Annotated in this window: 19 protein-coding genes and 1 pseudogene; 8 read left to right on the top strand and 12 right to left on the bottom strand. The window is 62.0% G+C overall.

Features of this window, described 5'->3' with window-relative positions; translation table 11 throughout:
• Window positions 1–94: 94 nt before the first annotated feature.
• Window positions 95–1,501 carry a MocR-like pyridoxine biosynthesis transcription factor PdxR gene (gene pdxR / locus AB4N64_RS13375; protein ID WP_460126245.1) on the bottom strand — a complete coding sequence of 469 codons (1,407 nt, stop codon included), beginning with the start codon at window positions 1,499–1,501 and terminating at the stop codon, window positions 95–97.
• Complete coding sequence (locus AB4N64_RS13370; RefSeq protein WP_460126243.1) at window positions 1,470–2,120, bottom strand: FMN-dependent NADH-azoreductase; 651 nt, start codon at window positions 2,118–2,120, stop codon at window positions 1,470–1,472. Before AB4N64_RS13370 ends, pdxR begins: the two co-directional genes overlap by 32 nt.
• Window positions 2,121–2,319: 199 nt before the next feature.
• Between AB4N64_RS13370 and AB4N64_RS13365 the strand changes: the two genes are divergently transcribed.
• From AB4N64_RS13365 to AB4N64_RS13355, 3 genes are all read left to right on the top strand, one after another.
• The gene (locus tag AB4N64_RS13365; RefSeq protein WP_460126241.1) at window positions 2,320–2,769 is read left to right on the top strand and encodes a carboxymuconolactone decarboxylase family protein; all 450 of its coding nucleotides are present in this window, start codon (window positions 2,320–2,322) and stop codon (window positions 2,767–2,769) included.
• Window positions 2,770–2,833: 64 nt separating this feature from the next.
• Window positions 2,834–3,154 (top strand): DMT family transporter, encoded by a 321-nt coding sequence (locus tag AB4N64_RS13360; RefSeq protein WP_460126239.1) that lies wholly within the window; start codon window positions 2,834–2,836, stop codon window positions 3,152–3,154.
• Window positions 3,155–3,240: 86 nt separating this feature from the next.
• A complete protein-coding gene (locus AB4N64_RS13355) occupies window positions 3,241–3,570 on the top strand; it encodes a hypothetical protein (RefSeq protein WP_460126237.1) in 330 nt (109 codons plus the stop codon).
• Window position 3,571: 1 nt separating this feature from the next.
• On the opposite strand, the gene AB4N64_RS13350 is transcribed toward AB4N64_RS13355, so the two are convergent.
• On the bottom strand, window positions 3,572–4,354 hold the full coding sequence (locus AB4N64_RS13350) for an alpha/beta hydrolase (protein ID WP_460126235.1): 783 nt from the start codon (window positions 4,352–4,354) through the stop codon (window positions 3,572–3,574).
• Window positions 4,355–4,563: 209 nt separating this feature from the next.
• Here AB4N64_RS13350 and AB4N64_RS13345 point away from each other — a divergent pair, with 209 nt between their 5' ends.
• Complete coding sequence (locus AB4N64_RS13345) at window positions 4,564–5,508, top strand: aldo/keto reductase (protein WP_460126233.1); 945 nt, start codon at window positions 4,564–4,566, stop codon at window positions 5,506–5,508.
• A gap of 147 nt (window positions 5,509–5,655) precedes the next feature.
• Here AB4N64_RS13345 and AB4N64_RS13340 read toward each other — a convergent pair.
• The 6 genes and pseudogenes from AB4N64_RS13340 to AB4N64_RS13315 all read right to left on the bottom strand — a co-directional run.
• Window positions 5,656–5,823 (bottom strand): annotated as a pseudogene (locus AB4N64_RS13340) (dienelactone hydrolase family protein); the annotation flags it as partial.
• Complete coding sequence (locus AB4N64_RS13335) at window positions 5,813–6,217, bottom strand: heme-binding protein (protein WP_460126231.1); 405 nt, start codon at window positions 6,215–6,217, stop codon at window positions 5,813–5,815. The gene AB4N64_RS13335 and the pseudogene AB4N64_RS13340, both read right to left, overlap by 11 nt.
• Window positions 6,214–7,455 carry a glycolate oxidase subunit GlcF gene (glcF, locus tag AB4N64_RS13330; RefSeq protein ID WP_460126229.1) on the bottom strand — a complete coding sequence of 414 codons (1,242 nt, stop codon included), beginning with the start codon at window positions 7,453–7,455 and terminating at the stop codon, window positions 6,214–6,216. The genes AB4N64_RS13335 and glcF overlap by 4 nt, the downstream gene beginning before the upstream one ends.
• Before the next feature lie 3 nt (window positions 7,456–7,458).
• Entirely contained in the window at window positions 7,459–8,523 is a 1,065-nt protein-coding gene (glcE, locus tag AB4N64_RS13325) for a glycolate oxidase subunit GlcE (protein ID WP_460126227.1), read from the bottom strand.
• Entirely contained in the window at window positions 8,523–10,022 is a 1,500-nt protein-coding gene (glcD, locus tag AB4N64_RS13320) for a glycolate oxidase subunit GlcD (protein WP_460126225.1), read from the bottom strand. Before glcD ends, glcE begins: the two co-directional genes overlap by 1 nt.
• 168 nt (window positions 10,023–10,190) lie before the next feature.
• Window positions 10,191–11,954, bottom strand: coding sequence for an L-lactate permease (locus AB4N64_RS13315; RefSeq protein ID WP_460126223.1), 1,764 nt, complete (start codon window positions 11,952–11,954; stop codon window positions 10,191–10,193).
• 158 nt (window positions 11,955–12,112) lie between these two features.
• Between AB4N64_RS13315 and AB4N64_RS13310 the strand changes: the two genes are divergently transcribed.
• Window positions 12,113–12,349, top strand: a complete 237-nt coding sequence (locus AB4N64_RS13310) for a hypothetical protein (protein WP_460126221.1) — start codon at window positions 12,113–12,115, stop codon at window positions 12,347–12,349.
• Window positions 12,350–12,405: 56 nt separating this feature from the next.
• On the opposite strand, the gene AB4N64_RS13305 is transcribed toward AB4N64_RS13310, so the two are convergent.
• The 3 genes from AB4N64_RS13305 to AB4N64_RS13295 form a co-directional block, all read right to left on the bottom strand.
• On the bottom strand, window positions 12,406–12,834 hold the full coding sequence (locus tag AB4N64_RS13305; protein ID WP_460126220.1) for a nuclear transport factor 2 family protein: 429 nt from the start codon (window positions 12,832–12,834) through the stop codon (window positions 12,406–12,408).
• A 62-nt stretch (window positions 12,835–12,896) separates the two neighbouring features.
• Window positions 12,897–13,418, bottom strand: coding sequence for a G/U mismatch-specific DNA glycosylase (mug, locus tag AB4N64_RS13300; protein ID WP_460126218.1), 522 nt, complete (start codon window positions 13,416–13,418; stop codon window positions 12,897–12,899).
• The gene (locus AB4N64_RS13295) at window positions 13,408–14,037 is read right to left on the bottom strand and encodes a TetR/AcrR family transcriptional regulator (RefSeq protein WP_460126216.1); all 630 of its coding nucleotides are present in this window, start codon (window positions 14,035–14,037) and stop codon (window positions 13,408–13,410) included. The genes mug and AB4N64_RS13295 overlap by 11 nt, the downstream gene beginning before the upstream one ends.
• A 225-nt stretch (window positions 14,038–14,262) precedes the next feature.
• Here AB4N64_RS13295 and AB4N64_RS13290 point away from each other — a divergent pair, with 225 nt between their 5' ends.
• Genes AB4N64_RS13290 through AB4N64_RS13280 form a run of 3 tightly spaced genes read left to right on the top strand, consistent with a single transcriptional unit; the run spans window position 14,263 to window position 18,348 of the window.
• A complete protein-coding gene (locus AB4N64_RS13290; protein ID WP_460126214.1) occupies window positions 14,263–15,402 on the top strand; it encodes an HlyD family secretion protein in 1,140 nt (379 codons plus the stop codon).
• Window positions 15,399–16,850, top strand: a complete 1,452-nt coding sequence (locus AB4N64_RS13285) for a DHA2 family efflux MFS transporter permease subunit (protein WP_460126212.1) — start codon at window positions 15,399–15,401, stop codon at window positions 16,848–16,850. Before AB4N64_RS13290 ends, AB4N64_RS13285 begins: the two co-directional genes overlap by 4 nt.
• Before the next feature lie 19 nt (window positions 16,851–16,869).
• Window positions 16,870–18,348: an efflux transporter outer membrane subunit gene (locus tag AB4N64_RS13280; protein WP_460126210.1), complete on the top strand. Its 1,479-nt coding sequence runs from the start codon at window positions 16,870–16,872 to the stop codon at window positions 18,346–18,348.
• Window positions 18,349–18,351 lie beyond the last annotated feature (3 nt).

Raw genomic sequence — 18,351 nt, 5'->3', positions numbered from 1 at the left:
ATCTTATTCCGGGTGAAGTAAACACCCATGATGCGATGCTCCGGCTCGGCTCGACAGGTCCAAGAACCGCCTGCACGCCTGGGCCATGCCCGCACTACATCAGCGCAAGAATGCGCCTGGCCAGTTGTTCGGCGACGTCCTGGGACGCGATATTGGCAAACCCCAGCAACAGCGCAGAATCGGTCGGCTCGCGCACGCCCCAGTCACTCAGCGCCTCGGCGTAAATGCCTGCATTCAACAGCCGCTCGACCAGCGCCCGATCAGACTGAGTGGGTGTCAGGCGCAGGATCAGGTGCATGCCGCCGGGTGGCGGATCAATGAGGATGCGCTCGCCCAACACTTTCTTCAAACCGCGCGCGGTGGCTTCGCGGCGTTCGCCATAGAGCTTGCGCATGCGCTGGATATGCCGGGCGAAATGACCTTCGGTCAGGAACGTGGCGACGATCGCCTGGGTCAATTCCGGGCAACCGCCGAGGAAGGTCTGGCTGACGAGTTCGAAGCGTTCGACCTGGGCAGGCGGCACCACCAGATAGGACAGGCGGATTCCCGGGAACAACACTTTGCTGAAGGTGCCGGCGTAAAGTACGCGGCCCTCGCGATCGAGGCTTTTCAGAGCCGGTAGAGGGCGGCTGACATAGCGGTACTCGCCGTCGTAGTCGTCCTCGACGATCCACGCCTGTTCGCGAGCGGCCCATTCCAGCAGTTGCAGCCTGCGCGGCAACGACAGCGACACGCATAACGGACTCTGATGCGCCGGGGTGACGATGGCCGCCCGTGCCTGCGCGCGACTGATCCCCTGCGCGACGCGCATGCCATCCTGATCGACAGGCACGGCTGCCACCTTGATCCGCAGGTACTCCAGCAATTGCCGGGTAGGCGGGTAGCCGGGGTCTTCGACGAGCACACAATCATCGGGCTTGAGCAGCGCATGGGCGATCAGCGCCAGGCTATTGCGATATCCCGAGGTGATGAACACTTGGGCGGGCGAACAACTGATACCCCGGGCCACTTGCAGGTAAGTGGCAATTGCACTGCGCAGGGATTCCAGGCCCAACGCCGAGGGGTTAGCCATGTCCGCGACTTGCGTGGCCCGCACGCAGCGAGCGCCGATCTGCGACCAGATTTTGCGCGGAAACGCATCCAGCGCCGGCAACGCCATTTGAAAGGGCAGGACCGCAGCCTTGTGCCTGATTGATGGCCCAGGGTGAACGGCGGGTTGCGAATGGATGGCAGGCTGGCTGACGCTGATTCCCGCTGCGACCACCGTGCCTGCTTGACCGCGGGCCAGCAGGTAACCTTCCGCCGTCAGCAATGAGTACGCGGTGTCGATGGTACCTCGCGCCACGCCCAGTTCCTTCGCCAGGGCCCGGGCCGCCGGCACCCGACTACCAGGCGCCAGCAGCCCATCGCTGATCGCGCTGCGAAAGCGCCAGTAAATCTGCCGGTAGATCGGCTCCGAAGAGCCAGGATCAAGCGAAAAATTTTGGTTGTGAAGGGTCATTGGCCTCGACCGTTGGGTAAGCGCGGAAATGCTCCTCGAGTGCCTGTTGCGCTGTGTGTCGTGCGGCGCTGAGAGCGTTTGGGCCCATGGCAGTTCCTTCGACGGAGAAAAACTGCACGTCATGGAGCCCGATCATACCCAGAACGGCCTTCAGGTAGGGCGTCAGAAAGTCCGGTTGACGTGGAGTCTCCCCGGAAATCCGGCCGCCCGAGGCGACCGCCACATACACTGGGCGGTCGTGCAGCAGGCTGGTCTTGCCCTGCGCGCCCACGTTGAACGTGCGCCGGACCCTGGCCACATGATCAATCCAGAGCTTGAGCGTGGAAGGCACGGTGAAGTTATGCATCGGTGTCGCGATCAGCAGAATGTCCGCCGCTTGCAGTTCGTCGATCAGCTCGTTGGAACGGGCAATCGAACCCGTCTCGGTGACGTCTGCAGAGGCTTGCTGAGACACTGCATACGGCCCGTCGATCGGCAGCAACCCGCCCGCGCTCAGCAGCCGATTGGTCACGGTGGCCGTCGGGTAGGCATTGAGCAGAAAGCCCAGGATGCCTTGCGCCAGTCGATAGCTTTCGGACGATTGGCCGCGCGGGCTGCAAATGAGGTGAAGGATGTTCATGGTCGACCCTGGAGGCACTGTGAGAGGTCACCGATTTTAAGAAGCCTGTGACCCAGGCCGAAGGTCCATGAATCGCGTTTTCGACAAGGCCATGATTGCTCATTCATGGCCTATGACTCAAGGCCGATCATGGACCTTAACCACAGGGCCAAGAACACCCACCATGGCGTCTCTCCATCAGCAGTCACAAGGATTCACCATGAATAATCGTCTCGACTACGCCAAGGCTTCTCCCGAAGGTTACAAGGCTTTCGGCGGGGTCTACGTTTACCTGCAGAACAGTGGGCTGTCCCACGAACTGATCGACCTGGTCTATCTGCGTGTGTCGCAAATCAACGGCTGTGCCTTTTGCATCGACATGCATTCGCGGGACCTGGTGAAGCTTGGCATCAACGTTGAAAAACTGGTGCTGGTGCCGGTCTGGCGTGATGCCGGGAACGTCTTCACTGACCGCGAACGCATCGCGTTGGGCTGGGCGGAATCCGTCACCAACGTGGCCCTGAGCGGGATCCCCGACGCCGACTACATCGCCGCGGCGGGCGAGTTCGGCGAAAAGGAGTTGGCGGACCTGACCTATGCCATTGGCTTGATGAACGCCTTCAACCGGTTAGGTGTAGCGTTCCGCGCCAAACCGGCCGCCAGCGCCTGACACTGTCTATCCACCGCACCCGCCGGACGTTGCAGCCCGGCGGGTCAACCAGAGGATCACTTGCATGGCATGGTCACTGCTCGGTTTCGCCGGCATGCTCGAAATTGCTTTCGCTTTTTTCATGAAGGGCTCGGATGGATTTACTCGCCTGACGCCGGGGCTGTTGGCGGTCGTCACGGGCTTGTCGAGCGTCTTTCTGTTGTCACTGTCGCTGCGAACGCTGCCGGTCGGCACCGCCTATGCGGTATGGACCGGAATAGGCGCGGCCGGTACCGCCATTCTGGGCATGGCGGTGCTTGGCGACTCTACCTCCGCGCTGCGCATCACCTGCATTGGCGTGATTTTGCTCGGCGTGATCGGCCTCAAGCTGGTTTCGGTAAACTGAGCCAGTTAGAGGCAATTTGCTGGCCCCCAGGGTTGCGAGTAACAGTCAGAATCACTTTACTTTCAGGTGGTTAGGGCCAACTTTAAATGCGCAATCTATGGATTCCACTGATTTCCCTGGGCCTGGCGGGTCTCGCCTTCCAGGCCCAGGCAAGGGAGCTGCAAGCCAATGACCGCTATATGTGCAGTTGGGGCGCGGGCACAGCAGCCAAGGCTCAGGAGCTGAAGCTGGCGGGTGTTTCGTTGTATGCCGCGCGCAAAAAGCTGCAGACCTACAAGTTCAGCAAACCGTGGATGCGCATGATGGCGATGGGCATCACCGAGCAAACCTACGACAGCCCTACACGGATGAAACCTGAAGCCTTGCGACGCAGTTTCAACGAGGACTGCCTGCGCTACAAGGTGGCGCGCAAGTGATCTACAGCGCCTGGTCGATCAGCTTAAGGTAAGCGGGGCTGGCGGAGATCGAGTTGTGTCCCACGCCCGGAATCACCTTTAGCTGCGCCACACCCTGGGCGAAGTGCCGATAGAGCGCTTCTGTGCTGGAGCGGGGGATGATGTCGTCCTGTTCTGCGGCCAGCAGCAGGGTCGGGATCGAGATATGCGCGGCGTATTTCCAGGAGTCGAAGCGGTCCTTGAGCAGCCACTTCACCGGAAAGATCGGGTACTGGCGCACGGCGAGTTCTTCCAGGCTGTTGTAGGGCGTGATCAGGATCAGCCGCGCCGCCGGGCGCTGGCTGGCGAGGCGCACCGCCACCCCTGAACCGAGGCTGCGGCCGACCACTGCGACTTGCGTATGGCTGCCGTATACCTTGTCGAACAGGGTCAGGGCGTCGCGGGCAATCGCTTCTTCCGAGGGCTTGCCCGTGCTGCCGCCAAAACCGCGATAGTGCATTAAATAAAGGGCGTGGTCAGGAAACGCCTGGGAGAATTCCTCCAGGTTGCGCGATACGTCCTCTGCATTGCCACCAAAATAAATGAGCGCTTTTGGCCCATCGTGTGGTCTGACGGTCACTTGCACCTGCGCGTCGTCCACCTCCAGAGTGAGCCTCGGTGCTTCGATCGTGGCGGGCTGCGGGAAGTAGATCAGCGCACGCTGGAACACCAGCAGCGCGACACAGAGTGCCAGGTACAAACCCGCGAGGATGGCGACGAGAATTATCAGGGTGCGTGACATTCGGCTAACGTTAGTGCGTGGCATTGATTGCTCGGGGTTCTGAAATACGAATTGCCGGTACCTGTCCCTGTCCCTGTAGGAGCAGCCGGTCGACGCTCGAATGCTCGCGATGGTCGTCAACGATGACGCTGGCTGTCTGAATGCCTGCGGTGCCTGGACCACCATCGCGAGCATTCGAGCGTCGACCGGCTGCTCCTACAGGAATCGAGTGTAGTTGAACGTAGGGGCAAACCATGGACCACACGAATGGACTCACGCGCAGACGACTGCTCACGCTGACGGCCGGAGCCACGGCGGTGCTCACTCTCGATCCGACCTTCGCGATCACCGCGTCGTTCGAGGAAACTGGAGGCAAGAACATGCTGACCCGCGCCATTCCTTCCAGCAACGAACCCTTGCCGATGGTTGGCGTGGGCACCTATCGCGGTTTTGACGTGGCGCCTGCCGATCCCGCCTACAGACAGTTGCCTGGCGTGCTCAGTGCATTGTTCGAGAAAGGTGGCACCGTGATCGACAGCTCACCCATGTACGGCCGCGCCGAGCAGACCACGGGTGAACTGTTGTCGATTCATGAGCCGCGCTCGCCGGCCTTCCTGGCCACCAAGGTATGGACCCGGGGACGTGAGGAGGGCATCGCTCAGATGGAACAATCCTTCCGGCTACTGCAAACCGATCGTATCGACCTGATGCAAATCCACAACCTGCTGGACTGGAAAACCCACCTGCCGACCCTGCGCCAGTGGAAGGAAGAAGGGCGTATTCGCTACATCGGCATCACCCATTACACCGCTTCGGCTTACGACGAAGTTGAAGCTGTGCTCAAGGCCGAGGCGCTGGACTTTTTGCAGATCAACTACGCGCTGGACGACCGTGGAGTGGAAAAACGCATTCTGCCGCTGTGCCGGGAGCGCGGCGTTGCGGTGATCTGCAATCGGCCCTTTGGCGGCGGTAATCTGCTCGCACGTTTCAAGGGTAAACCGCTGCCGGGCTGGGCCGCACAAGTCGGCGCCACCAGTTGGGCGCAACTGGCGCTGAAATACCTGCTGGCGCACTCGGCGGTGACCTGCGTGATTCCCGGCACCGGCAACCCGCGCTACATGGCCGACAACGCCGGCGCCGGCTTTGGCCCGATGCTGACCGGCGCGCAGCGGGAGCAGTTGATCGATATGGTGAGTTGAGCCCTGTGGGCGCGGGCTTGTCGAATCGTCGCACCGCCGCGATGGTCGTCAACGATAACGCGATAAGCCTGATGCCCCCGCGCCGGCCTTGAGTCCATCGCGAGCAAGCTCGCTCCTGCAAGCGAGCCTGCTCGCGATGATTCCCGGTTAAACGAGATACCGCCGAAACCACGCCAACGTCCGATCCCAGGCCAGTTTTGCCGCCGCTTCGTCGTAGCGCGGGGTGGAGTCGTTGTGGAAGCCGTGGTTGGCGCCGGCGTAGATGTGCGCTTCGTAGGTCTTGTCCGCCGCTTTCAATGCCTGTTCAGACGCCGGCGCACTGCGCCCCGGTCCTGGCCACCTGTGCATCCTGTTCGGCCTTGACGCCGGATACGCCGACCGCGCCTATCACCTGGCCGTCAACGACAACCGGCACGCCACCTTCCAGCGGGGTGAGCACAGGCGCCGACAGAAAGGCAAAACGGCCGCCATTGACCATGTCTTCGAAACCCTTGGACTCGCGTCGGCCCAGCGCCGAGGTGCGGGCCTTTTCCGTGGCGATGTAGGCGCTGCTCGGCGTGGCGCCGTCCAGGCGTTCCAGGGCCAGGGGATGACCGCCGTCATCGACGATCGCGATACTGACCGCCCATCCGTTGCTCTGGGCTTCATTGCGGGCGGCGGCGAGGATCTGGCTGACTTCGGCCTGTCCGAGGATGGCTTTGCTTTTCATCGCGATTCTCCATTGAGCGGTGAGGGCAGGGCAGCGTCGACCAGTTCGATCCAGTGCCGCACCGGCGTGCGGTTGGCGCCGTCCAGGTGCGACTGGCAGCCGATGTTGGCGGTGACAATCACGTCCGGCTGACCGCTTTCCAGGGCGTTGAGTTTGTTGTCGCGCAACTGCCGGGCCAGCACGGGTTGCGTGATTGAATAAGTGCCTGCCGAACCACAGCACAGGTGAGCATCCGGCACTTGGGTGAGGTTAAAACCCAGGCGCACCAGCGTCGCTTCCACCGCGCCGCCGAGCTTTTGCGCGTGCTGCAAGGTACAGGGACAATGGAAGGCCAAGCGCTGATCGCTGGAGACGCCGAGCGTTTCCAGCGGTTCGTCCCGCAGCACTTCCACCAGGTCGCGGGCCAGCGCGCTGATCTTTTTCGCCTTGGCCCCATAGGCCGGGTCGTGTTCGAGCAGATGGCCGTAGTCCTTGATGAACGCGCCACAGCCACTGGCAGTTTGCACAATCGCCTCGGCGCCATTTTCGAGGTGCGGCCACCAGGCGTCGATGTTGCGCCGGGCGCGGTCCAGCCCCGCCTCCTGGGCGTCGAGGTGGTAATCCACTGCGCCGCAGCAGCCTGCCTCGCGGCAGGCAATGACGCTGATCCCCAGATTATCCAGCACGCGCGCGGTCGCCGCATTGGTGTTGGGCGACAGCCCCGGTTGCACGCAGCCCTCAAGTAACAGCACCTGTCGTGCGTGACGGTTGTGGGGTAGGGCCTTCATCGGCGCCGAACTGCGCGGCAATTTCGCCTGCAGCGTATCGGGCAACCAGGTCCGGAACACTTGGCCACTGCTGACCAGTCGCCTGAACAGCCCGGGATTGGGCACCACCCTGCGCAAGCCTTCGCGCAACAGCCGCTGGCCGAGCGGACGCGGCACAGCGGCATCCACCACCGCACGGCCAATGTCGAGCAAGTTGTGATAATCGACGCCGGAGGGGCAGGTGGTTTCGCAATTGCGGCACGACAGGCAACGGTCCAGATGCTCCTGGGTCTTGTGCGTGACTTCATGGCCTTCCAGCACTTGCTTGATCAGGTAGATACGCCCCCGCGGCCCATCGAGCTCATCGCCGAGCAGTTGATAGGTCGGACAGGTGGCGTTACAGAACCCGCAATGCACGCAGGTGCGCAAGATGCTTTCGGCTTCGTCGGCGCGGGGCAGGCGGCGGGCGGTGTCGCTCAGGGTGGTCTGCATGGCTCAGAGTTCCGCGTACAGGCGTGCGGGGTTGAAGATGCCCCGTGGGTCCAGTTGCTGTTTGAGACGGCGGTGGTAGCGCAAAAGTGCCGCCGACAAAGGCTGGAAAGGACTGTCGATCAGGCCGTGGCTGTAGCAGGTGACGTGGCCGCCGACTTCTGCGACGACCTTGCGAATGAACTCCGCTTCGGCGTCCGACTTCAGCCAGCGCTGGGCGCCGCCCCAGTCGATCAATTGTCGGCCTGGAAGGGACAGTCGCGGCGTATTGTGCGGCACGGACAAACGCCACAACGGCTGAGTCTCGTCGAAGAAACGCAGCCGATGCTCATTCAGATCGGCCCAGAAAGCGGAGTCCAACCGTTCGCCGCCCAGGCGATCATGGGCTGCCGATACCGAACCTTCGCCGCCTTCAAGGCGCAGGTGCAGGCGCTGCCCGTCGTGGCAGGCAGCGCTGATGGGCAGCGGTTGCTGGCCCCATTCAGCCAGGCGCAACAAGGCGCGGTCGCTGTCCATTTCCAGGCTGATGCTCAGGGTTTGCCGAGGTTTGGGCAGGACCTTGAGCGACACTTCGGTGATCACCCCCAGGCTGCCGAAACTGCCGGCCATCAGGCGCGACAGGTCATAGCCGGCGACGTTTTTCATCACTTCGCCACCAAACCGCAGATGCTTGCCGTGCCCGGTGATCACCCGCGTACCGAGCACGAAATCGCGCACCGAACCGGCCCAGGGTCGCCGTGGCCCCGACAGCCCGCTGGCAATCATCCCGCCGACTGTGGCGTCGTCGCCAAAAGCAGGCGGTTCGCACGCGAGCATCTGCTGCGAGCCGTCCAGGATGTAGGTCAACTCGGACAGCGGTGTGCCGCAGCGGGCGGTGATCACCAATTCGGTCGGGTCATAGCTGACGACCCCGCGATGGGTGCGGGTGTCGAGCACTTCCCCGGGCACGATGCGACCGAGGAAGGCCTTGCTGTTGGAGCCCTGAATGCGCAGTGGCGTGGCGTTTTCCAGCGCCTGGTTGACTTGTTCCAGCAACGCGGCGCTGTCATCGAATGCCTGTTCACGGTACATCAGAAACGCTCCAGCTCGGGAAAGGGCAACTGTCCGGCGTGCACATGCATGGCGCCAAACTCGGCGCAGCGGTGCAGGGTGGGAATGTTCTTGCCGGGATTGAGCAGGCCGCTGGGGTCGAACGCAGCTTTGACGCCATGGAACAGCGTCAACTCGTCGCTGTTGAACTGCGCGCACATCTGATTGATTTTCTCGCGGCCCACCCCGTGTTCACCGGTGATGCTGCCACCGACGCTCACGCACAACTCAAGGATCTTGCCGCCCAGGGCTTCTGCACGCTCCAGCTCACCCGGTTGATTGGCATCGAACAGGATCAGCGGGTGCATGTTGCCGTCGCCGGCATGGAAGACGTTGGCCACACGCAGGTCGTATTCGGCGGACAACGCCTCGATCGCCTGCAACACGCCTGGCAGTTCCCGACGCGGAATGGTGCCATCCATGCAGTAATAGTCGGGCGAGAGGCGACCCACCGCCGGGAAGGCGTTCTTGCGCCCGGCCCAGAAACGAACGCGTTCGGCCTCATCTTTGGCCTGGCGCACTTCGGTGGCGCCAGCCAACTCCAGCACCTTGCGCACACGGTCGCAATCGTCGTGGACATCGGCTTCGACGCCATCGAGTTCGCACAGCAGAATGGCCTCGGCGTCCACCGGGTAACCCGCGTGAATGAAGTCTTCGGCGGCCCGAATCGCCAGGTTATCCATCATCTCCAGCCCACCCGGAATGATGCCGGCGGCGATGATGTCGGCCACGGCGCGGCCAGCCTTTTCCACGGAGTCGAACGACGCCAGCAGCACCTTGGCGGTCTGCGGCTTGGGCAGCAGCTTGACCGTGACCTCGGTGATCACCCCGAGCATGCCTTCGGAACCGGTGAACAATGCCAGCAAGTCGAAGCCCGGGGTGTCGAGGGCGTCAGAGCCCAGCGTCAGGTGCTCGCCTTCAACGGTAAGAATTTCGACCTTGAGCAGGTTGTGCACGGTCAGGCCGTATTTCAGGCAGTGCACGCCGCCGGCGTTTTCCGCGACGTTGCCGCCAATCGAACAGGCGATTTGCGAGGAGGGGTCCGGCGCGTAGTACAGGCCGAATGGTGCGGCCGCCTGGGAAATCGCCAGGTTGCGTACGCCCGGCTGCACCCGTGCGGTACGCGCGGCAGGGTCGATATGCAGGATATGGTTGAAGCGCGCCATCACCAGGAGCACGCCTTTTTCCAGGGGCAGGGCACCGCCCGATAAACCCGTGCCGGCACCACGGGCGACCACCGGGACGCGCATCTCGTGGCACAGGCGCAGCACGCCTTGTACTTCATCGAGCTGGCGCGGTAGCACCACCAGCAGCGGCGTGGTGCGATAGGCCGAAAGGCCGTCGCACTCGTACGGCTTGAGCTCTTCCTGCTGATGCAACACCTGCAGCTTCGGCAGGCGGGTCTGCAGGGCCTGCAACAGGGCGGCCCTGTCGACGTCGGGCAGCGCGCCGTCGACGGCTTCATCATAGAGAATGTTCATGGCCGTTTTACTTTACTCCATTCAAATTGCCGCGAGGTCTCTGTAGGAGCGAGCACGTCGAGGCGTCGAACCGTCGCGATGGTAGCTCAGAGGCCGCGGATATCCTGGCAGCCAGCGTCATCGTTGACGACCATCGCGAGCTTGCTCGCTCCTACAGGGGTTGAAGGCTCAATGCCCGCCCACCACCATCTGCGTGAACGGCGCCACATAAGCCTGCAACGTCACCAACCCACCCACCAGGATCGCCAGCACAATGGAATGGAAGAACACATAGCGCAGGATTTCCCCCTCATGGCCGTACCAGCGCGTGGCAGTGGACGCCACCACAATTGACTGGGCGTCGACCATCTTGCCCATGACCCCGCCGGAACTGTTGGCGGCGGCCATCAGCACCGGACTGAGATTCAGTTGCTCGGCAGTGACACGCTGCAAACCGCCGAACAGCACGTTGGACGCGGTGTCCGAGCCGGTCAGCGCCACCCCGAGCCAGCCCAGTAGCGTGCCGAACATGGGGTAGAAAATCCCCGTCGCCGCAAACGCCAGGCCCATGGTCGCATCCAGCCCGGAGTACCGCGTGAGGAAGCCCAGGGCGAGCATTGCCGCAATGGTGATCAACGAGTAGCGCACTACCCAGATTGTGCGCAGGTACTGACGGATCAGTTGCGGGATCGAATAGCCCATCAGCAATCCGCCAACGATGGCGGCCAGGAGAATTCCGCTGCCGGTGCTGGTGAACCAGGTGAACTTGTAGATGGCTTCTTCGGTTTTCGGTGTCGGCACCACCGGCGGCACTTTTTCGATCTGCTGGTGCAGAGTGGTGAAGGTGACGACCGGGGCGAAGATCGGGTTGGCTTCGCGCACGGGTTTGCCCTGTGGGTCGAGCTTGGCCGATTGAGTGACCGGATCGATGGCAGGGCGGGTATCGAACAGGTTCTTGAAGCCCTGGGTGCCCCAGGCGAACACGAATACCGTGAGGATGATCCACGGCATCCAGGCGCGCATCACCGCAGGTTTGGCGTCACTGGCGAAGGTCGCGGAAGGTTCAGGTCTCGCCGCGTGCTCCTCATCGATTTTCGAATTGTCCACGCGACCGGTCAGCGCCGCAGAAGTGTGCACGGTCGCCGGCTTCCAGACCTTGAGGAAGCCGGTCAGGCAGGCCATGGAAATCAGCGCGGCGATCACATCCACGAGCATCGGCCCGTGATAGTTGGACACGATGAATTGCGGCACGGCAAAACTGACCCCGGTCACCACGATGGCCGGCCAGATTTCCATCATCTTGCGCCAGCCGGCGAATGCCCAGATCAACCAGAACGGCACCAGAACCGAGAAAAACGGTAACTGACGACCGACCATCATCGACAGCTCCATCTCATCCAGGCCGGTGACCTTGGCCAAGGTAATGATCGGCGTGCCGAGGGCGCCGAACGCCACCGGTGCGGTGTTGGCGATCAACGCCAGGCCGGAGGCGGCCAGTGGCGAGAAGCCGAGGCCAATCAGAATCGCACCGGTTACCGCTACCGGCGTGCCGAACCCGGCCGCGCCTTCAAAGAACGCGCCGAAGCAAAACGCGATCAACAGCAATTGCAGTCGTCGGTCGTCGGTGATCCGGGCGAGCGAGTCCTGCAGCACCTTGAACGAGCCGTTCTCGGTGGTCAGTCGATGCAGGAAAATGATGTTCAGCACGATCCAGCCAATCGGCAGCAAGCCATTGGCCGCCCCGTACAGCGCTGCCGAACCCGCCATGTTGGCCGGCATGCCGAAGGCGAAGATGGCGATGACCAGTGCTGACGCGAGGGCGAGCAACGCCGCGATATGTGCTTTGATATGAAAGAAGGCAAGGGCCGCCAACATCACCACGACGGGTACGGCTGCCATGAGGGTTGAGATGACCGGGTTGCCGAACGGATCGTAAATTTGCTGCCAGACCATGTTCACCTCTGCTTTTTATTGTTGGGATTGCAGACCCCCAAAAGGGGCGGTGGCTTGTAGTATAGGTGGCATTGCGTCGCTGTCCTGTGCGCGGTAAATCGCGGATTACAGCGGTTTTTTCAAGATCAGTAGCACAGTTTTCGCGGAGGAACGCAGTGATGACCGAGCGCCATTTGCTTCACACCGAAACGCTGTCCAACGGTTGCAGCATCAAAGTCAAGACCGAAATCCTGCGCGACGGTTCACTGGGGATGTTCATCGGCGTCTACCGCCCCGATGGCGCGGCCATCGAGGAAAACGATCATCCCGCGGTGCACTTCCTCGACATGGAAGCGGCGATGGCGTGGGGAATCGAACAGGCCAAGGGCATCGGGAATGGCCAAAGAACCCTTTAAAACATTGCACGCCCCCCTGTAGGAGCGAGCTCGCTCCTACAGGTATGAAGGCAACTTCAAGCCTTGCTGGCGGCCAGATACGCCCCAAGCCGCTGCCCCATCTCTTCGCCCAACGCCTGCAAGCCGCTCATCGGTCGCACCATCACTTCGAACTCGACGATCTTTCCCTGCTCGTCGAAGCGGATCATGTCGATGCCCTTGAGCGCCTTGCCGCCCACCGTGGCGCTGAATTCCAGCACCACATTCAACCCATCCGCCGTCACCAGTTCCCGGTGGTAGGCGAAATCCTGGAAGACCTTGCACACCGTGTTCAGGATCATCGAAACCACCGGCGCGCCAGGATAGGGCGAGTGCGCCATCGGCGAGCGGAACACCACCTCGGGCGCCAGCAGCGCCGGTAGGGCCTGCAAGTCACCCTGGCGGATCATCTCGTGCCATTGGCTCAACGATTGCACGGCGTTGGGGTGCAGCTTCAGCTCGGACATCTTCAACTCCTGTTTTTGTTGTTCTGGCCGAAGACTGTAGCGCAACGCCTGCGAAGTCCTGCTTATGGGGATGTATTCAAGCGGTCGATGGTGGCCGCGTGGAGTTCACGATAGGCCGCCACCAACTGCTCCTGATTGAACGCAAGGTTGCGGCCGCTGGGGTTGGGCAGCACCCACACGGTTGCCTGCGCAAATGGCGTTGATTGTCTTCCCCATGCGACATCGCGCTGGCGGGACAGCGCGCAATACGCTGCTTTCCCGAGAAAGGCGATAAAACGTGGCGCATGCCGGGCGATCTTGCGCTCGAAGTCCACCGCTGCCGCCTGAAACTCCCCGATCGACAACTGATCCGCCCGGGCCGTTGGCCGCGCTACCACCGCCGTCAAACCGCACTGATATTGCAGAATCGTGCGGTCATCGTCCGGGCACAGCTGCTGCGGTGTGAATCCGGCCAAGTGCAACGTGCGCCAGAAGCGATTACTCCTGCCGCTGAAGTGATGCCCCTGGGCGGCGGCCTGCAGACCTGGATTGATCCCGCAGAAAACAACGGTCAGGTGATCGGCCAGGATGTCCTCAAGCGCCATGGCACATCACGTTGACCGCGTTGCGCGCCAGCTCGGTCAAATCCTCTCGGGATTTGCCGGCCCTCGCACGAATCGAAATGCTGTGCAGCAACGATGACGCCAGCACCGCCAGGGCGGCCGGGTCGGCACTTTCGGGCAGCTCGCCCTGTTCGATCGCTGAGCGCAGGCGCGTTTCCAGATCGGCATCCAGGCGGCTCAGACGATCCGACAGCACCTCACGTATCTCCGCGTCTTCCACCGCTTCAGTGGTCGCCGTGCCGATGGCGAAGCAGCCTCGAGGCTGGCCGTCACCGGAAAAATAAATCGACAGTTGCCCCTCGTAAAACTGCAGCAATGCCTGGCGCACCGTCAGTTCGGTGTCCGTCAGTGCCGCGTGCATGGCCGCCGCTGCCACTTCCCAATATTGCTCGAGTGCCTTGATGTAGAGCGCATGTTTATCGCCAAACGCCGCATACAGGCTCGGTCGGTTCATGCCTGCTGCCGTGGCGATGCTGTCCAGGGACGCGCCGGAATAACCCGTGCTCCAGAAAACGCCCAGTGCCTGCTGCAAGGCTGTCTGCGGGTCATAGGCGCGAGGGCGGCCACGCCCTTTGCCTTCGGTCGGTTTATTTTGTGCCATATCGTACAAAATCCTTGAGAAGGGGATCGATCTGTGGATATTCTTACACCATCGCACAAAATTAAGGAATCAGAAATTCCTTGGTTGCAGGTTTGTTGAAGCGCAGCTCGAACCGGGTGGCGCGACTACGAAACAGGTGCGGCGGGGTGATCCCCCGTTTTGCGCACGGTAAGGCTGTTTTGAGTGGGCATCCGCCCGATTTCCCGGTTAAAGGTGCATTCGATCATGACCAAGCAATTCGATATTCCAGCCACACAAAGCTATGCGCATCCCGAGCCGAACCCGAGCGATGCACCCGGCAGAAAACCTCTCAAGGAAAGCATTCGGCCACTGTTGATGGTCGGCGTTCCGGCCTTCTTCGCCGCGGTCGGCTATGCGCACTATTTGGCCGGCGAGCCCTTTGTTTCCACCGATAACGCCTACGCCCGAGTGGCGAAGGCGTCGGTCAATGCGCGGATCTCCGGGCAGGTGGTCGAAATCGCCGTCGAGGACAACCAACTCGTGCGAAAGGGCCAGGTGCTGTTTCGCATCGACCCCAAGCCTTTGCAGATTGCGGTAGACCGCGCCGAAGCGCAGTTGAGCGTGGCACGCCTGCGCATCGACGGCCTCAAGGCCAGTTATCGCCAGCAACAGGCCGAATTGCAATCGGCCCGGGAGTCGGCGGAGTTCGATCAGAAAGAGTTCGCTCGCAAGAAGGCGCTGGTGGCTTCCGATTTTGTCTCGCGCGCGGTTTACGAGCGTGCCGACACCGACGTAAAAGTCGCACGCCAACGTATTGCCGCTGTCGAGCAACAGCTGGCCAACACCGTTGTCGCCTTGAACGGCAATCCCAACATCAATGCTGACAGCCATCCGACTGTTCGCGAGGCGAGGACGCAGCTCGACGAGGCGCAGTTGTACCTGTCGTACGCGACCGTGTACGCGCCCGCCGACGGTATCGTTGCCAAGGTGGACGATTTGCAGGTCGGCAACTACGTCAACAACGGTGCACCAGCGTTCGCGCTGCTGTCCGATCGTGAAATCTGGATCGAGGCCAACTTCCGTGAAACCGACGTCACGCACATGCGTCCCGGTCAGGAAGCCACCATTCGCATCGACACCTATCCGGATCACCTGTTCAAGGCTCACGTCACCAGCATGAGCCCCGGCGCCGGTTCGGACTTCGCCTTGTTGCCCCCGGAGAATGCCACTGGCAACTGGGTGAAGGTGGTACAGCGGGTGCCGGTGCGGCTGGAGCTGGATGAGGCGAGTCCGGCGCTGCCGCTGTATTCGGGCACCAGCGCCACGGTCAAGGTCGACACCGGTCATCGCACGCCCTGGTGGCATCCGCTCAAGGCGCTGTTGTCCGCCGGTGCCGAGTCATGAACGCCCGGGCGTTGAGGCTGGCCGCGTTGCTGGCGACCTACATGCAGTCGGCGAACCTGCCGCTGCCGAACGCGATATTGCGGTTGATCCAGGGCAGCCTGTCGATGACCGACGATCAGGCTGGCTGGATCTTCACCGCGTATCTGGCGGCGAGCGCCATCACCATGCCCGTGGCGCAATGGTTGGCGGCGCGTTTCGGTTTGAAGCGCATGTACCTGTCGACGCTGGTGTTGTTCGCGCTGGGTTTGATTCTTGGCACGTTGGCAACGACGCCGTTGCAGTTCATCGGCGCGCGGATCATCCAGGGCCTGGCCAGCGGGGTGATCGCGCCGCTGTCGATGGCGATTGCCCTGGAGACCCTGGCGCCGGAAAAACGCATGAAGTTTGGCGCGACGTGGACCGCTGTCGTGCTGCTGGGCATCGCCAGCGGCCCGAGCATCGGCGGCTGGATCGGTGAGCATTTCGACTGGCGGGCGACGTTCTATATCAGCATTCCCCTGACGGCCTACCTCTTCATGGTGATGGCGCTGTGCCTGGAAGAGAAGAAAGCAGCCAAGGCACCAGCCTTCGATTTCTTCGGCTTTGGCACGTTCACACTGGCGTTGATCGGCCTGCAAATGGTCCTTGACCGTGGCGAACGCCTGGACTGGTTCGCCTCCACCGAGATCTGGGTGGAAGCGTTGGGCAGCGCGCTGGGCTTTTACCTGTTTGCCGTGCACCTGTTCACCCGCAAAGTGCATTTCCTCAACAAGCGCCTGTGCGCCGATCGCAACTTCGTGCTGTCGACGATCATCTTCTTCGCGGTCGGTTTTGTGCTGTTGTCGACCATGGCGCTGACGTCGCCGATGCTCGACGAGATTCTCGGCTACCCGCCGGACACCACCGGGGCGCTGACGATTCCGCGTGGTCTCGGCCTGGTGGGCGCGTTCCTGTTGATGGGGCGGGTGCCCGAACGATTTGATCGCCGCTGGTTCATCGCGGGCGGAGTGGCCGTGGTGGTTTACGCGAATTGGCTGATGCTCGGCTATTCGCCATTGATGGACTGGTCGCCAGTGGCGGTGGCGGGCGCGATTCAGGGCATCGGTATTGGCATGCTGATGCCGGCGCTGGCCAAGGTTGCGTTCAGCACCCTCGATCCGGCGCTGCGCCCGGAGGGCACGGGCTTGTTCAACCTGTTGCGGGTGTACGGCAGCACCCTGGGAGTCGCGGTTGTACAGCTGTTCTTCTTCAACAACACCCAGGCGATGCACATGGCGCTGGCCAGTCAGGTCACGCCCTATCACGCCCTGGCATCGAGCTCTCTGCAAACGCTGGAAGGGCTGAATCACCTGATCACTCACCAGGCGGCTTTTATCGCGGTGATGGGTCAATTCAAGATTTTGCTGGTGGCGATGCTGGTGGTCAGTCCACTGGTTGTCTTTCTGCGCAAGCCGGTTGCGGCTCACTAGATTTTGTGGAGATTGCCCAATGAAATTTCCTGCACGCTTCACATCGAAGTTCATCAACACCTTTGGTGCCATGGCGGCGTTGGCGTTCCTGAGTGCCTGCACCGTTGGACCGGACTATCAAATGCAGCCGCCGAGCCAGTCGCAACATTATGACCGCCAGGCTGAGCAACGCCTTACCCGCGACGGTCATGCGCAGCAGCGTATTGGCCTGGGCCAGAGGATCAATGGCGACTGGTGGTCGGCGTTTCAATCGCCGAAGCTTGATCAGGTGGTGCGCCGTGCAATTGACGGCAACCTGGAATTGGTCGCGGCCGACGCCACCCTGCGGCAGGCCGCATCCTCTGTGGCTGCGGCACAAGGCGCGTTGTATCCGCAAGTTGATCTGGGTGCACAGGCGGGGCGCCAACGGGTTCATAACGCGAAAGAACCGTCGATTTCCAATTTCTACGCCATCGGCCCACGGGTTGGTTTCGACCTCGATGTATTCGCAGGCAACCAGCGCCAGGTCGAACAGCAGCAGGCGTTCAGCGACTTACAGAAACATCGCTATGACGCCGCGTACCTGGCGCTGACTGGCAATGTTGCCAGCCAGGCGTTGCTGCTTGCATCGGCTAACGCGCAGATGCAGGCGGTGGAAAAGTTACTGGCCAATGACACCCGCAACCTCGCGCTTGTGCGCATGGCCCACGCCAACGGCAGCACCACGCAGATCGATGTTTCCCTGGCTGAAACCCGGCTCGCCCAGGACCGTACGCTGTTGCCACCCTTGGCGCAGCAGCGAGACGCGGCACGCCACGCGCTGGCAATTCTCACGGGCAAGGGGCCGGGTGACTGGATTGCTCCGGACTTTGACCTGGCCGAGTTTGTCTTGCCCGCCAATGTGCCTGTGAGCTTGCCTTCCGAGTTGGCCCATGACCGCCCGGACGTGTTGCAAGCCGAGGCACAGTTGCACATGGCCAGCGCTGCCATCGGTGTCGCGACCGCCAATCTGTATCCGCACGTCACGCTCTCGGCGTCATTGGCGCAAGCCGCTTCCGGCAACGGCGGCGCGGCGCTCTGGGGATTCGCGGCCGGGCTGGCCGGCCCGTTGTTCGATGGGGGCACGCTCGAGGCGCAGCGCCAGGAGGCGGTGGAGGGCTACAAGGCAACGCTCGCCGGCTACCAGCAGACCGTGATCAGTTCGTTTGGCCAGGTCGCTGACACGTTGCAGGCGATCAACCACGACGCCGAGGAAAACCGTGCGCAGGAAGAAGCGCTGCGCGCTGCCCAAACCAGCTTGCAGTTGAATCAGCAAGCCTATGCCCAGGGGGAAAACAGCATTCTTCAGATACTTGAAACGGAGCGAGCCTATCAGCAGGCGTTGCTGGGCCAAATTCGCGCCAAGACTGCGCAGTACCTCGACACCGTGCAGTTGTACGTGGCGCTGGGTGGCAACGCCGTCGGTGCTTCCGAGCAACGGGTCGCCTCCGGCGAACATCACAATCTTTCGTATCAGTAACAA

It is taken from the genome of Pseudomonas sp. S2_C03, assembly GCF_054668405.1.
This window is presented reverse-complemented; position numbering and strand designations above follow the sequence as displayed.